Source organism: Xanthomonas campestris pv. campestris str. ATCC 33913 (genome assembly GCF_000007145.1).
Classification (GTDB): Bacteria; Pseudomonadota; Gammaproteobacteria; order Xanthomonadales; family Xanthomonadaceae; genus Xanthomonas; species Xanthomonas campestris.
Window position 1 is genome coordinate 4,834,767 of the sequence record NC_003902.1, and the last position, 15,309, is coordinate 4,850,075.

The window sequence follows — 15,309 nt, forward strand, 5'->3', positions numbered from 1 at the left end:
GCAGCAGCGATCAGCAGGCTGGGTGCTCCCTATCAAGGAGTCGCCATGTCCCGTCGCCTTTGCCTGTTGTTGGTCGTGGCACTGCTGAGCTGGCAGCCGGCTGGCGCCACCCCTGCAGCCTCTGCGCCACCGGTGCGCAGTGATAGCGTCCTGCCTGGCCCCGCCATGCTTGCCGACATCGCAGTGCTGGAGCAGGCGTACGGTGCGCTGCATCCTGGGCTGTATCGGTATTCCAGCGAGCAGGCGGTGGCGCAACGCTTTGCAGCGCTGCGCGCCGAACTCGGCCAGGGCGCCACCCTGGCCCAGGCCTATCTGGCGATCTCCCGCCTGACCGCCAGCGTGCGTTGCGGCCACAGCTTCCCCAACTTCGTTAATCAACCCGAGGCGATCCAGCACGCGCTGTTCGACCACGACCGCCATCTGCCGTTCTACTTCCGCTGGCTGGACGGGCGCATGGTGATCAGCCGCAACGGCTCGAACCAGCGGTCGCTGGTCCCCGGCACCGAGGTGCTGGCGATCGACGGCGTGCCCGCCGCGCAGATCCTGTCGGCCCTGATGGGCGTGGCACGCGCGGACGGCAGCAACGATGCCAAGCGCATCGCGCAGATGGAGGTGCAGGGCTTCGCGCGCATCGAGGCGTTCGATGCCTACCTGCCGCTGCTGTTTCCGCAGATCAGCGCCGAACCGCTGCTGCGCGTGCGCGGGCCTGGGGGTGGCGCAGTGCGCACGCTGCAGGTACACAGCCTGACGGCGGCGCAACGGCAGGCGATGGCGCCGATCCAACCGCGCGACAGCACCGCGCCGGCATGGCGCCTGGAGATGCCAAACGCACGGCTGGCGATCCTGCGCATGCCCGATTGGGCCTTGTACGACAGCCAGTGGGACTGGCGCGGATTTCTGGCGCAGAGTTTTTCCACCCTGGCCGCGCGCAAGGTCCCCGCGCTGGTGATCGACCTGCGTGGTAACGAAGGCGGGCTTGATGTGGGCAGCGTGCTGCAGGGGTATCTGTCCGTGCGTGCGCTCGGTGTGCCGCCGATGCGCAAGCGGGTGCGCTACCGCCGCCTGCCCGCGTCGCTGGCACCGTTTGTTACCACTTGGGACGCCTCCTTTCGCGATTGGGGCGCGCGCGCGGTTGAAGACGCTGACGATGCGCGCTTCTACACACTGCGTGACGCGGCCAGCGACGATGCACCCACCGAGACGTCAACGCAGATCGCGCCGCGCGCGCCGCATTTCGCCGGCAACGTGTTCGTGCTGATCGGCGCCGAGAACAGCTCGGCCACGTTCGAATTCGCCCAACGCGTGCAAGCCAATGGGCTGGCCACGCTGGTCGGGCAACCCACCGGTGGCAATCTGCGTGGCATCAATGGCAGCGCGTTCTTCTTCGTGCAGCTGCCCAACTCGCACATCGAAGTGGACCTGCCGCTGGTGGGCCAGTTCCCTTTGACCGCACAACCGGATCGCGGCGTGCTGCCCGACATCACCGTGCGGCCAAGCGCTGCGGATCTGCAGCACGGTACCGATGCGGAAATGGCGGCGGTTACCGCATTGCTGCCCGGTGCGTGAGCCGGGTCAGTCGCCTTCCGCAGTGCTGCCACATAGCTTCGGCTATAAAGATCAGACCGACCTTCGCGTGCAGGCAAAACGCGCTGATCCGTGGCGCACGTTGGTACACTGCGCGCCCCCTTGGGGAGTAGCCTGCTTCCAGTCGATGGAAGCGCCCGCATCAACATACTCGGCCGTTGCGCCGTGGTGCGGGCAACCACTCTTGGTTTGGCGAGACCAGCGGCATGCGTGCACAACGATGGTTGGGCGCGGGCGCATGCCGTTGTGATCGTGCCCAACCCGAGGTTGTCGATGTCTCCGCTCTCTATCGTGTTGCTTGGTTTTGCGATGTCCACCGACGCATTTGCCGCGGCCATCGGCAAGGGCGCGGCGATGCGTCGGCCGCGTTGGCGTGATGCCGTGCGCGCCGGGTTGGTGTTCGGTTGCATCGAAGCGATCACCCCGGTGATCGGCTGGATGCTCGGACGCGCGGCCTCCGATTACCTCGCCGCCTTCGATCACTGGATCGCCTTCGGCCTGCTCGGCGCGCTGGGAGCGCACATGATCGTGGCCGGGCTGCGCAACGAGTCCGAGGTGGATGAGGCACTGCGCGATACACCCAAGCGCTATGGCTTGCTGGCACTGGCCGCCACCGGCTTTGCCACCAGCATCGATGCGATGGCGGTGGGCGTGAGCCTGGCGTTTCTGGATGTGCACATCGGCGTGGTGGCGGCCGTGGTCGGGCTGTGCACGCTGAGCATGGTCACCGCCGGCGTGATGCTCGGCCGTGCACTGGGCGCGCTGATCGGCAAGCGTGCGGAGATCCTGGGCGGCGTGATCCTGATCCTCATCGGCAGCACCATCCTGTACGAACACCTCAGCGGCGCGGCGTAGGCAGCGCGATTGTCGTGGTAGGAGCGCGCTTACGCGCGATGGGGCGTTATCGGTAATGCCGCGTTCCCGGTAACGCTTCATCGCGCGCGAGCGCGCTCCTACGGTGCCTGCGTGCTCTGCAAGCAGCGCGATCGAGTCAGGCCGCCGCGTATCACGCATCATGTCGTGATACGCACTTAAGACCTGCACACGTCGAGATCAGCGGACTGCTACCTGCGCGCAGACTTTATATCGGCCCGGGCACTGGTAGGAGCGTGCTCGCGCGCGATGGGGCGTTATCGGTAATGCCGCGTTCTCAGTAACGCTTCATCGTGCGCGAGCGCGCTCCTACGGAATTCGCGTCTGCTGTAATCAGCATGGTGCATCCATAAACCCCGCGTATCAGCGGATCATGCGCAATAGGCACTCAGGGATGCGCGCGTCGAGATCAGTGGAAAATTGCCTGCGCGCAGACACCGGTACCGGCCTGGGCACTGGTAGGAGCGCGCTTGCGCGCGATGGGGCGTTCCCGGTGATGTGGCGTTCTCGGTAACGCTTCATCGCGCGCGAGCGCGCTCCTACGGTGTTGGATGTTCTGTAAGCAGCGTGGTGCATCATAGATGCCGCCGTGCATCAACGCATCTTGTCGCGATGGGCGCTCAAGAATGCGCACGGCGACATCAGCGACCGTTGCCTGCGCACAGGCTCCTGGATCAGGGCACGACTCACTCGTAGGAGCGCGCTCGCGCGCGATGGGCATTCCCGGTGATGTGTGGCGTTCCCGGTACGGCTTCATCGCGCGCAAGCGCGCTCCTACGGTGTTGCGTGTTTTGTAAGTAGCGCGATCAAGCTGCAACTAACGCACGTCACCGCATGGTGTCGTGATACGCACTCAAGAACGCGCGCAATGACGCCGGTTTGACCGGTTTGGTGAGCAGGCGGTAGCCGCGTTGGCGCGCCAGTTGCTTGAGTTCATCGCGGCCGTCGGCGGTGAGCAGTGCGCCGGCGATCGGGTCCACGGCGGCGGCCTGCAAGGCGTCCAGGGTGTCCAGGCCATCGAGGCGGTCGTGCAGGTGGTAGTCCACCAGCATCACGTCCGGGCGTTCGCGGGCAAGCTCCAGCGCCTGGTCCACGGTGCTGGCAGTGATCACCTCCACCTGCCAGCGGCCGAGCAGCGCGCGCATGCCGTCCAGAATCTCGCGGTCGTTGTCCACGCACAGCACGCGCAACCCGGCCAGCGAATCGCCGCTGGCCTGCGGGCGCACCGCCAGCACCGGCACCGGTGCGGCCGGCACCGCGTCCACGCGCGGCAGCAGGATCGAGAACATGCTGCCCTGGCCCACCTGGCTGCGCGCGCTCAGGTCGTGATCGAGCAGGCGCGAGATGCGCTGGCAGATCGACAGGCCCAGCCCCAGCCCTTGTTCGCCCCAGTCGAATGGCTGCTGGTAGCGGCGAAATTCCTCGAAGATCTGCCGCATGTGGTGCTCGGGAATGCCCGGGCCGGTGTCCCACACCTGCAGCTCCACCTGCGCGCCGCGCCCGCGCATGCCCAGCACGATGCGGCCCTGGCGGGTGTAGCGCAGCGCATTGGCCAGAAAGTTCTGCATCACCCGGCGCAGCAGGCGGCGGTCGCTACGCACCCACAGCGCGCGGGCGTGCACCTGCAGCCGCAGCCCGCGGCTGCCCGCCACCGGTGCGTACTGCGCGGCCAGCTCGTGCATCAAGGCACTGGCATCGAAGTCTTCGACCGTGGGGCGCAAGCCGCCGGCATCCAGCCGCGAGACGTCGAGCAGGCCGTCCAGCAACTCTTCGGCTGCACGCAGCGAGGCATCCACGCGCTCGGCCAGGTGGCGCTGTTCTTCGTTGTTCTGGTGGCTCTCGCGCAATGCCGAAGCAAACAGCCGCGCGGCGTTGAGCGGCTGCAACACGTCGTGGCTGATCGCCGCCAGAAAGCGCGTCTTGGACTGCTGCGCCAGCTCGGCCTCGCGCGAGCGGTCGGCCACGCGTTGCTCCAGGTTTTCGTTGGCGTCCAGCAGCGCGCGCTCGGCGCGCTTGTAGTCGGTGATGTCGTTGTAGCTGGTGACGTAGCCGCCGCCGGGCAGCGCCTGGCCACGCATTTCGATCACCTTGCCGTCGCTGCGGGTGCGCTCGAACACGTGCGGCGAGCCGGCGCGCATGTGGCGGATACGGCGGTCGATCTGGTCTTCGATGTCGCCCTCGCCCAGCTCGCCGCGCTCGGCGTTGTAGCGGATCAGGTCCGCCACCGGGCGGCCGACGTAGAGCATGCCGTCGGGGTAGCCGAACAGCTGCTGGTAGCGGCGATTCCACGCGGTCAGGCGCATGTCCGGGTCGACCACGCTGACCGCGGCGCTGATGTTTTCCAATGTGGTGGAAAGAATTTCGCGATTGAAGCGCAGCTCCTGGCCGGCCTCGTCGAGCACCGCCACCACCTCGCCCAGCTCCATGCCCGAGCCACGCAACAGGCTGGTCAGCACCAGCCGCGCGGAAGCGGCGCCAATGGACGCGGCCAGCAGGCGCTCGGTGAACTGCACCCAGGCGCGGTCGGCCACTGCGGTGGGCTGCAGCTCGCGTTCCAGCAACTGCGCCTGATCCAGAAACGCACGATGCGCATGCCGCTCGCCCACCACGCGCTCGGCCAGCGCCTGCAGGTCGGCCACATGCACGTGGCCAGGCCATTCGCCGGCCACCGCCGGCCGCTGCGAATACGGGTCCAGGAACGGCGCTGCGCGCAGGCGCTCGTCCACACCGGGCCGCCAGCGCGCCGACACCACCATCATGGTGCCGGTATTGATCAGCAGCGACCAGAACGTGCCATGCGCCAGCGGGTCCCAGCCGCTCATGCCGAACAGTTGCTGCGGCTGAAGCCAGCCGATGCCGAACGGGCCATCCACCAGCCACTCCGGCTGCAGCCAGCCGGCGCGCGTGGCCGCCGGCAGCAGCAGCGTGTAGATCCAGGTCATGAAGCCCAGCACCATGCCGGTCTCCACGCCCTTGCGGCTGGCGCCGCGCCAGTACAGCCCGCCGATCACGCCCGGCGCGAACTGCGCCACCGCCGCGAACGCCATCAACCCGTAGGCGGCCAGCGTGGTGTCGTTGGCCACGCTGCGGTGGTAGCCGTAGGCGATCAACGCCAGCAACAGGATTGCCACGCGGCGGATCCACAACACCCGCGAGGCCACGGTGGCGCGCGCGTCGGCACTACTGCGCCGGCGCAGCAGCACCGGCATCACCAGGTCGTTGCTGACCATGGTGGCCAGCGCGATGCTGGCCACGATCACCATGCCGGTGGCCGCAGAGAACCCGCCCACGTAGGCCACCAGTGCCAGCACGGTGTTGCCCTGGCTCAGCGGCAGCGCCAGCACCACCGCATCGTCCACCACCGAGCTGTCCTGGCCGAACAAGGCCACACCGGCCGAGGCGATGGGCACCACCATCGCCGAGATGATCACCAGGTAGGCGCCGAACAACCAGCGCGCGCGGCGGATGTCGCCGACATCGCTGCATTCCACCACCGCCACATGGAACTGCCGCGGCAGGCACACCACGGCCAGGAAGCTGAGCAAGGTCTGCGAGATGAAGCCTACCGATGGCGTGTGCTGGAACAGTGTGCGCGCCGAATCGGCGATGTGCAGCTGGTGATCACCCAGCCACAGCCAGGCGAACACGCCCACCGCCACGATCGCCACCAGCTTGATCACCGACTCCAGCGCAATCGCCAGCATCATGCCGTGGTGATGCTCGGTGGCATCCACCTGGCGGGTGCCGAACAAGGTGGCGAACAACGCCATCAGCAACGCCACGTATAGCGCCGGATCGGCAAAGATGCCGCGCCCGGCGCTGCTGTGGCCGGTGAGCACTTCCAGGCTCATCGCCACCGCTTTGTACTGCAGGGCCAGGTAGGGAACGATGCCGACCAGCGCGATCACCGCCACCAGCGCCGCCAGCCGCCGCGAGCGGCCATAACGCGAGGAAATGAAGTCGGCGATGGAGACGGTGTTTTCGGCGCGCGCGATCAGCGCCAACCGTTCGATGATGCGCCAGCCAAACAGCAGCAACAGCAGCGGGCCCAGGTAGATCGGCAGGTAGCCGATGCCGTTGCGCACCGCCGAGCCCACGGCGCCGTAGAAGGTCCACGACGAGCAGTACACCGCCAACGCCAGGCTGTAGACCGCCGGCCGCAGCCACGGCCGCTCCGGGTACAGCGGGCGGTGATCGCCCCACCACGCCACCCCGAACAGCAGCGCGGCATATCCCAGCGAGACCAGCAGCAGTATCCAGCTCGAGACCAACGGGCTTCCTAGGCGGGAATGCGAGGGGGGAGTTTACGCAGTGGGGTCGGAAATCGGGAATCGGGAATCGGGAATCGGGAATCGGGAATGGGGAATGGGGAGTCGGGAATCGCAAGAGCGGCTGGCTGGGGCGCGGTGGAGGGTGTTGGCTATGGCGGTGGATGCCGGTTATCCGCGCAGGGCACTGGCCGGCGTCCGCTGGCCGGCTGTCGTAGGAGCGCGCTTGCGCGCGATGGGCTTCACCGGGACGCCCTTCGTGCTCCTCACCCACGCTGCGCCGTTATCCGAGCGCTTAGCGCGGGCAGCCGTATCTGCCGCTGGGCCGTAGCTACAGCTACTAGATGAGGCGCCCTGCCGGACGTGCACGGCCTGGGGGCTAACAGCCGCGGTGAGACGGCGCTATGCGTTCGGCGTATCGGGACAGCTTCATCGCGCGCAAGCGCGCTCCTACAGGGCGTTGTGTTCGTGGCGACTGGCTGGTGGCGGCCTGCGGGGGGCATCGAGAACCGCATGTGCTGTCGTATCGAAACGCGCGTGGCCTATCCGTTGGCGTTTAACGTGACAGCGCGGCCGATGGCGCCCATCCGCACAGGAACGATCTGGCCAACGTCCGCTGCCCCGCTCCCGTAGGAGCGCGCTCGCGCGCGATGGGCTCTACCAGCGATGGGCGTCACCAGGAACCCCATCGCGCACCTCAATCCTCAACACTGCGCCGTCAAACGCTCCACCGTCACCGGGCGCTTAGCCCGGCAACCGTACCTGGAGCTGGTAGGTGCGTCCGGCGACGATGCCGTGCACGCGCTGGTCCGGGCTGACCACGCCATCCACCTGCACTTCCAGCTGCGTGCGGCCCGGCTCGCGGGTCAGGGCCACCTCGAACTGCGCGCCGCGGAACTGCCGGGTCACCTGCGCCTGCGGCCAGTGCGAGGGCAGTTGCGGGCGCACCGCCAGTGCATCGCCGTCACCCACCAGCCCGAACAGGCCCTCGAGCACGCAGCGGTACACCCAGGCCACCGTGCCGGTGTTGAAGAGCTGGCTGGAACGCCCGGCGGTACGCGGATACTGGTGCCAGGCACCGCGGTAGTAATTGGGCAGCGACACCGGCAGATGGCCGCGTTGCAGCGCGTCGGCCATGTCCGGGCCCGGCAACATGGCGCGCAGGATCTCCCAGGCACGATCGGCGTCGCCGATCTGATACAGGCTGTAGAGATAGAACGCCACCGCGTGGTTGTAGACCGCACCGTTCTCCGCGGCGCCCGGCCATTTCTGGGTCAGGCGGCCCACGTCGTCGCGCATGTGCGTGTACGCCGGCGCCAGCATCACCGGCCCGTACGGGGTATGCAGTTGCTCGCGCACCGCGGCCAGCAGTGCCGTGCGTTGTTCGGCATCGGCGGTCCCGGCCAGCAGCGCCCAGCTCTGTGGATTGAGATAGATACGGCCTTCTTCATCGTCGGCGATGCCGAAGCGCACGCCATCATCGGTGATGCCGCGCGCATACCAGTGGCCATCCCACAGCTCGCGGTTGGCGGCAGCGTTGACCTCCTCCACCGCCTGGCCGAACTGCGTTGCCTGCGCGCTGCGCCCGTTAGCGGCGCAGATCCCGGACCACAGCCGCAGCGCATAGGCCGTGGCCACGGTCAGCCAGCCGGACACCCCCACGCCGCGCCAGCCCACCATGTTCATCGGGTCGTTCCAATCGCCTTGCGCGATGAAGCTCAGCCCGCGTGCATCGCGCGCATCCAGCAGCCATTGCATCGCTGCGTCCAGCCGCGCGGCCACGCTGAGCGCCTGCCCGTCGTGCGTGCGCACCACTGCATCCAACACCGCCACATCACCGGTTTCGGCCAGATACGCATCCAGAAAGATCGGCAGCCACACGCAGTGGTCGGTATGCGGCACCTGGTTGATGTATTTGAGCTCGGCGCCTTCCACCAGCAGGATGCCGTCCGGCATCGCACCGCTGGGCTCCTGTTGCGACAACGCATGCAGCAACGCCGCGCGCGCGGTGGCCGGCTGCAGGTAGGCCATGCCCATGTGGTCCTGCAGATAGTTGCGCGTCTGCGGATCGGTGGTCAGGCGATTGACGTCGCCGTGATAGAACACCTGGCGCGGCAGCCAGTGATTGACCAGGTTGTCCAGCGCCGCATCGGGCGTGGCGATCTGCACGCAGCCGCGCCCGGCCTGCAGATACTGCGCATAGTCCTGCGCGGCAGCGGCGAAACCTTCGGCAGACAGGTACCGCGCACGCAGGGCCGCAATCTCCGCATCGTCCTTGGCCGGGCCGAACGCGAAGCGATACACGGTTGCCGCATCCGGCGCCAGGCTGAGCCGGTACTGCAGCGCCGCGGCGGGGTTTTCGTAATGCGCGTCGTGGTTGCCTAGTTGCTCGGCCTGCACTGCCGACGGTGCATGCAACCCGCCCTCGCCTTCGAACGCCATTTGCTGCGCGTCCCAGGCCACTGGCGGCTGCTCATGCAGCAAGAAGGTGCAGTCCTTGAAATCGCGCTGGCGGAAGTAGTCATCCACCTTTTGATACGGCGTCACGCTGCGGCAGACGATGCCACCGAGCTCCGGCGAGTAGCCGCCGCTCTGGTGCATCCACGACATGTAGCCGATCGGGAAATACGGATACAGGCTGAGCCGCCGCGTACGCCCGGACTGGTTGTGCACGCGGCATTCCCATAGCTCCACCGCATCGTCGGTGGGCAACGACACGCACAGCTCCACCACGATGCCGTCGTGGCGCACCCGCCAGCGCACATCGTGCTTTCCGGCGGAAAACTCGAACGTTTCCGCCGGCGCACGCACCGGTTCATGCGGCACCGAATACAGCGCGCCGGTGTCTTCGTCCTTGAGGTAGAAGAAGCGCCCGGGATGATGCGCGTAGTACGGCTGCTCAGGCATCATGAAATTGCGCGCTTCCAGCAGCGGCGCATGCGCGTACTTGGCCGGCTCCGGCTGCATGAATTGCGCGGTGGCGTAACCGCGGCAGGTCAGCTGCACCATCATGCGGCGGTTCCACAGGAAGCCGCCGGCCGTGGGCATGGCGGTGGGGCTGTAGAGCGCATAGCGCATGCCGTCGGCGCTGGGCGCCATCAACGTGGCGAGATCGTCGGGTGCGGGGGAAGCTGCAGACACGGTCAGGGGTGCTCCGGTTCGTCGCGCTTGCGCGCGGCCAGTTCAAGCTGGATGCGACGTAGCAGGCCGTCGTCCAGCGGGTAAAAACGCATGGTCCAGGCGGCCAGCAAGGCCACCACGCCGGGGATCACCGTCAACAGCAGCACGATGCCCGTCAACGATGCTTGCGACTGCGCGCTGTTGGCGACATAGCCCATGCCGGCCAGCACCCAGGCGATGCCGGCCGAGGCCAGCGCGCCGCCAAGCTTTTGCGAGAACGTGGCCGCGGCAAAGGTCATCGCGGTGGCACGCCGCCCGGTGCTCCATTCGGTGTAGTCGGCGCTGTCGGCATACATCGAGAACGCCAATGGCGATTTCGGCCCCAGCGCCACGCCGATCAGCATGTTCAAGGCGAAGATCGCCCACACCATGTCGGCGGGGATGAAGAACATCAGGCAGCTGAGCAGGCCCACGACGGCCATCAGCGCAGTCATCAGCGTTCGCTTGTCCCAGTGACGCGTCAGCAGCGGCGTGATTGCCGCACCCACCGCCAGCGACACCGAATAGCCACCCAGAAACAACCCGGTGAGCTCCGGGCGCTGCACGTAATACTTGAGGTAGTACACGCCGGCACCGCCGCGCATCACGATGGTGATCATGATGATCAACGACAGCACGAACAGCACGCACCACGGGCGGTTGTGCAGCAGGTCGGCGATGTCCTGGCGGATCGGTGAGCGCTGCTGCGGCGGTGGCTGCACACGTTCGCGCGTGGTCAGCGCCACGGTGACGAACAACGCCACCGCCACCGCGCCATACAGCATCATCGTGCGTTGCCAGCCCAGCGCATCGTTGCCGCCGCCGAACCACTTCACCAGATCCATCGTGCAGTAATTGACCAGCGTGGTGCCGGCAAAGGCGGCGATGAAGCGCAGGCTGATCAGACTGGTGCGCTGGTTGCTGTCGGCGGTGATCACGCCCGACAACGCCGAGTACGGAATGCTCACCACCGTGTAGGCCAGCATCATCACCAGGAAACTGATCGTGGCCCACCACATGCGCCCGTTCTGATCCAGCGCCGGCGTGGTGTAGGCGAGCACGCCGGTCACCGCCATCGGGACGGCGCCCCACAACAGATACGGGCGGAACTTGCCCCAGCGGCTGCGCGTGCGGTCGGCCAGCGCGCCCATCGCCGGGTCGGCGATCGCATCGGCGATCTTGGTGAGCAGGATCATCGTGCCCACGGCCGCGGCCGGTAGGTGCATGGTGTCGGTGTAGAAGATCAGCAGGAACGCGGAAATGTTGGCCCAGTACAGATTCAGGCCCAGATCGCCGGCACCGTAACCGAGTTTTTCGCGCAGGCGCAGTGGCGCCAACGGCGGAGGCGTTGCAGGCGATGACGTCATCGACAGACCTTCGGATGCGTTGAACCCGGCGGAGCGCACCGTTACGCTGCTGGACCGCTCACCTGGCAAGGAGCGCCGACGCTACACCACGCATCGGCCTGCCGCCAACGTGAAATCCGGCAACATGCCGAATCGATCCGGAGATATAACCTGACGTGATGGAGACTGCAGCAGCTGCCACGCCCGCGTCCGCTTCGCCCCTGGCCATCGTGGTGATGGGCGTTTCGGGCAGCGGCAAGACCACCATTGCGCAGGCCCTGGCCACGCACTACGGCTTCCGTTTTCTCGATGCCGACGACTATCACAGCGTGGCCGCGCGCGCGCAGATGGCATCCGGGCAACCGCTCACCGATGCGATGCGGCTGCCCTGGGTAGAGCTGCTGTCGGCGACCTTGCGCGACTGTGTGCAGAGCGGTGAATCGGTGGTGCTGGCGTTCTCCGGATTGCGCGGCACGCACCGCCAATTGCTGCGCCGCAGCGGGGTTCCGATGCGCTTTGTGTTCCTGCATGCCGCGCCGCACGTGATCGCCGCACGCCTGAGCGCACGCGCGGGCCATTTCATGCCGCCGAGCCTGCTCGACAGCCAGCTGCAGACGCTGGAACTGCCGCTGGACGAAGCCGACGTGGTATCGGTGGACGTGGATGCCACCGTGCCGGAGGTGGTGCAGGACGCGATCGCGCAGCTGGCATTGGAGTAGCGCAACGCGTTGCAGTGGCAGTGGGATCGATGGGTCGCATGTGTGGGCGGCGTGCGTGCGATAACGCCGCTGCAACGCCAACTCAGGTGCGGTGACGGCGTGATGTGTGGCAGCGCGTGGGGTCCGCCGCACAGCATGTAGCTTCAACTTGCGGATGCGATAGAAATTGCTGCCGCAGAACGCGCTGCTGACGCTGCGGCGCACGGCACGTTGCAGCAAACGGCACCATCGCGTTCGCATTCGGCGACGATGCGCAGCTGGCTGCTTCCGCGACATCCAACTCAGTGCGCCCTCGCATATCCGCGGGCACGCGCCAATACGTAATCGGTGCATGCATCGAACCCCACCGTGACCCGCGCGCGCGTAGACACGCAGCATGCTGCGCCGCTACAGGATTGAACGCATCGCGCCGCTTGAAGCGCGGCGTATTGGTAGTCTGCAGATGCCGCGATGCAGGGCAGCTCACGCGAGTGCCAGGCGTCACACAGGATGCGCAACGTGGCCAGGTTACTTTCAGTAGACCGCTGTTTTACAGGGGTTTGCGTGATCGTCCGATTGAATCATTTTGTCTATCACAGCCCGCGCAGATCGTGATGCATCATCAGTATTTGTGCGAATAACGAACGCGCTGAACAGAATTTTTCCAAGCTGGTACTACCAGACACAACCAGACCCGACCGCGACATGAACACGGCGCCACCGATGGGTTGCACGGTCATCGCAATCGGCGATCTTCACCACGCAGATCCGGGGGGATTCAGCGCTTTCCTTCACCAATGGACACGCCGTGATGACCAATTCTCTTCGCCGCTTGCGGTTTCGCAGTTTGACGCTCATCCCCTGCCTGCTCGCCAGCGCAGTGGCTTTCGCCCAGTCCGGCACAACCGCCCCACCGTCGGTGTCCTCCCTGGATACCCGCGCCTTTGCAGCGTCCGGCCAGATCTGGCGTTCCTTTGGCAGCAATCTTCCGTTTGCCAGCCCCAATAATTGGCCTACCGCTGGTGGCGGTTATTTCAACAGCCGCTTCGCGCCTGGCGAATGGAAGATCAATCGCACTACCGCCCCGACCCTCAAGCCGGCGTGGACCTTGACCACCACTGGCGACATCTCGGCGACGCCGAGCGTAGAAGGCGGCACGCTGTACGTGCCCGACTGGGGCGGCACGCTGTATAGCGTGGACACGCAGAGCGGCAAGCCGAACTGGCAGGCCAAGCTGTCCGACTACACCGGCAACGCCAACTCGGTGACGCGCAATACGCCGGCGATCAGCGGCAAGAGCATCATCGTTGGCGACCAGGCCTCCGGTACGGTGATGGCAATCGACAAGAAGACCGGCAAGTTGCTGTGGAGCAGCGTGGCCGAATCCAACCCGCAGGCACGCATCACTTCTTCGCCGGTGATCTACGGCAACCGCATCTACGTGGGCATTTCGTCGGGTGACTGGGGCAACCTGGCCGCCAACCACACCTTCAGCTTCCGCGGCAGCGTGGTGGCACTGGATCTGAACACCGGCAAGAAGGTGTGGCAGTTCTACAACGTGCCCGAGGGCTATACCGGCGCATCGGTGTGGGGCCAGGTGGCAATCGATCCGATCAGCCGCCGCCTGTATTTCGGCACCGGCAACAACTACAACATCCCCGCTGGCGTGGGCAACTGCGTCTCCAATGCGCGGTCCTACCGCGGCAGCGAACTCACCGTGCAGGATGAGTTGAACTGCATGGCGCCGGACAACTACGTCGACTCGGTGGTCGCCTTGAACCTGGACACCGGCAAGCTGGCCTGGGCCGACCGCGCGCAGGGCTACGACGCCTGGAACCTGTCCTGCATCGTGGCGCCCACCAATGGGCTGTGCCCGAACACGCAGGCCACCAACCTGACCGGTCCTGACTACGACTTCGGCGGCGCCGGCGTACAGCTGTTCACCGTCTGGCGCGACGGCAAGCCGCAGCAGTTGGTCGGCGCCGGCCAGAAGAGCGGCATTTACTGGGCCTTCGACGCCAGGACTGGCGCCAAGGTGTGGTCCACGCAGGTGGGCCCGGGCGGCACCACCGGCGGCGTCGAGTGGGGCACCGCGTTCGACCCGTACAAGTCGCAGGTCTATGTGGCCATCAATAACAGCTCCAACGCCACCTATACCCTGGGGCCGGACAACACCGTCAGCCACAACGGCGGCTCGTGGGCAGCGCTGGATGCGGCCACCGGCAAGATCAAGTGGCAGGTCAAGGTGCCCGGCGTAAACAGCGTCAACCCGAACGTGCCGGCCGGTGGTCAGGGCTCGCTGACCGTGTCGCCGAACCTGCTGTACGCCGGTTCGATGGCCGGCAACATGGTCGCCCTGGATACCGACACCGGCGCCACATTGTGGAACTACAACGCCACCGGTTCGGTGATCAGCTCGCCGGCAGTGGTCGACGGCGCGCTGTATTGGGGCGCGGGCTATGGCCGCTTCAACTTCGGCACCGCCGCCACCAGCAACCAGCTGATCAAGTTTGTGCCGGACAGCGGTGCGGCCAAGTAATCGGCTAGCACGTGCGCTGCGTTGAATGACGCGTAGTGACAGCAAAACAACGACGCCACCTTCGGGTGGCGTCGTTGTGTGTGGCGCCGAGAGACGGGCCGTATCCGATGCGCGTGTGCACATGATCGGCGCCCTCGTTGCTGCACGTCCCACACCGGCCTTGCTTCGAGCGCGAGCACGCCCTACAGCCGCGTGACCTGGCATAAGCGGATCTGCCCCGCTTCCAGCCCATGCGCTTCGGCCGCGCGACGGCGCAACGCGCACACCAGTTCTGCGGCATCGAGCACACCATCGGCAGGCACTTCCACGCTGTAGGCCAGTTGCCCCCACAGCACCGGCCGACCATCGCAATAGCCTTCGTAGTCGGCGAAGTAATGCAGCAGCTGCCGCTCAGGTGCCAACGTGGACATCGCCCTGAATCTCCGTGCAGCCCAGATGTTCCAGCGCGATCTCCAGCCCAAGCAAATAACTCTGCGCGCAATAGCCACGCACGATGGCCACCCGCTGGCCCAGCCCGGCGGGCAAACAACGCTCCGGCCGGTCCGTGCTGTCGTCGTGGGCTTCCACATACGGATACGCCAGCCCGGCGAGCACGCGGTGCAGCCGCACGCTGTCCACGCAGCTGCCCGGATCGATCAGCGCGATCTCCATGCGCGCCTGCCCGGCCACGCGTAAGGCATCCAGCAACTCCTGCTCCGACCCACAGGCGCGCAGCGCCACCGTCTTGCCCGCATCCCTGGCGCAGCGCACCAACTGGGTGATCACCGCACGCGGCAATGCCTGCGGCCCACGCACCAGCGACGATGCCGCTTCCGGCCCACGCAGAATCATGATCGACATGT

9 protein-coding genes and 1 riboswitch are annotated in these 15,309 nt (G+C 66.4%); of the genes, 4 read left to right on the forward strand and 5 right to left on the reverse strand.

What is annotated here, in order from left to right:
• Window positions 1-45 precede the first annotated feature (45 nt).
• Window positions 46-1,566 carry a S41 family peptidase gene (locus tag XCC_RS21120; RefSeq protein ID WP_019238113.1) on the forward strand — a complete coding sequence of 507 codons (1,521 nt, stop codon included), beginning with the start codon at window positions 46-48 and terminating at the stop codon, window positions 1,564-1,566.
• Window positions 1,567-1,681: 115 nt separating this feature from the next.
• Window positions 1,682-1,853: riboswitch (yybP-ykoY riboswitch) on the forward strand.
• A 4-nt stretch (window positions 1,854-1,857) separates the two neighbouring features.
• Entirely contained in the window at window positions 1,858-2,439 is a 582-nt protein-coding gene (locus tag XCC_RS21125) for a manganese efflux pump MntP (protein WP_011039144.1), read from the forward strand.
• A gap of 845 nt (window positions 2,440-3,284) precedes the next feature.
• On the opposite strand, the gene XCC_RS21130 is transcribed toward XCC_RS21125, so the two are convergent.
• From XCC_RS21130 to XCC_RS21140, 3 genes are all read right to left on the reverse strand, one after another.
• Window positions 3,285-6,728, reverse strand: a complete 3,444-nt coding sequence (locus tag XCC_RS21130) for a hybrid sensor histidine kinase/response regulator (RefSeq protein WP_011039145.1) — start codon at window positions 6,726-6,728, stop codon at window positions 3,285-3,287.
• Window positions 6,729-7,469: 741 nt separating this feature from the next.
• Window positions 7,470-9,824, reverse strand: a complete 2,355-nt coding sequence (locus tag XCC_RS21135; RefSeq protein ID WP_162274443.1) for a GH36-type glycosyl hydrolase domain-containing protein — start codon at window positions 9,822-9,824, stop codon at window positions 7,470-7,472.
• 44 nt (window positions 9,825-9,868) lie between these two features.
• Complete coding sequence (locus XCC_RS21140; protein ID WP_011039147.1) at window positions 9,869-11,251, reverse strand: MFS transporter; 1,383 nt, start codon at window positions 11,249-11,251, stop codon at window positions 9,869-9,871.
• 158 nt (window positions 11,252-11,409) lie between these two features.
• Here XCC_RS21140 and XCC_RS21145 point away from each other — a divergent pair, with 158 nt between their 5' ends.
• Window positions 11,410-11,949 carry a gluconokinase gene (locus tag XCC_RS21145; protein ID WP_012439617.1) on the forward strand — a complete coding sequence of 180 codons (540 nt, stop codon included), beginning with the start codon at window positions 11,410-11,412 and terminating at the stop codon, window positions 11,947-11,949.
• Between the two features lie 790 nt (window positions 11,950-12,739).
• On the forward strand, window positions 12,740-14,467 hold the full coding sequence (locus XCC_RS21150; RefSeq protein WP_164923352.1) for a PQQ-binding-like beta-propeller repeat protein: 1,728 nt from the start codon (window positions 12,740-12,742) through the stop codon (window positions 14,465-14,467).
• Window positions 14,468-14,649: 182 nt separating this feature from the next.
• Here XCC_RS21150 and XCC_RS21155 read toward each other — a convergent pair whose 3' ends face one another.
• A complete protein-coding gene (locus XCC_RS21155; protein WP_014506079.1) occupies window positions 14,650-14,877 on the reverse strand; it encodes a hypothetical protein in 228 nt (75 codons plus the stop codon).
• Window positions 14,858-15,307, reverse strand: coding sequence for a 3-dehydroquinate dehydratase (locus XCC_RS21160; RefSeq protein WP_068574254.1), 450 nt, complete (start codon window positions 15,305-15,307; stop codon window positions 14,858-14,860). Before XCC_RS21160 ends, XCC_RS21155 begins: the two co-directional genes overlap by 20 nt.
• Between the last annotated feature and the right edge of the window lie 2 nt (window positions 15,308-15,309).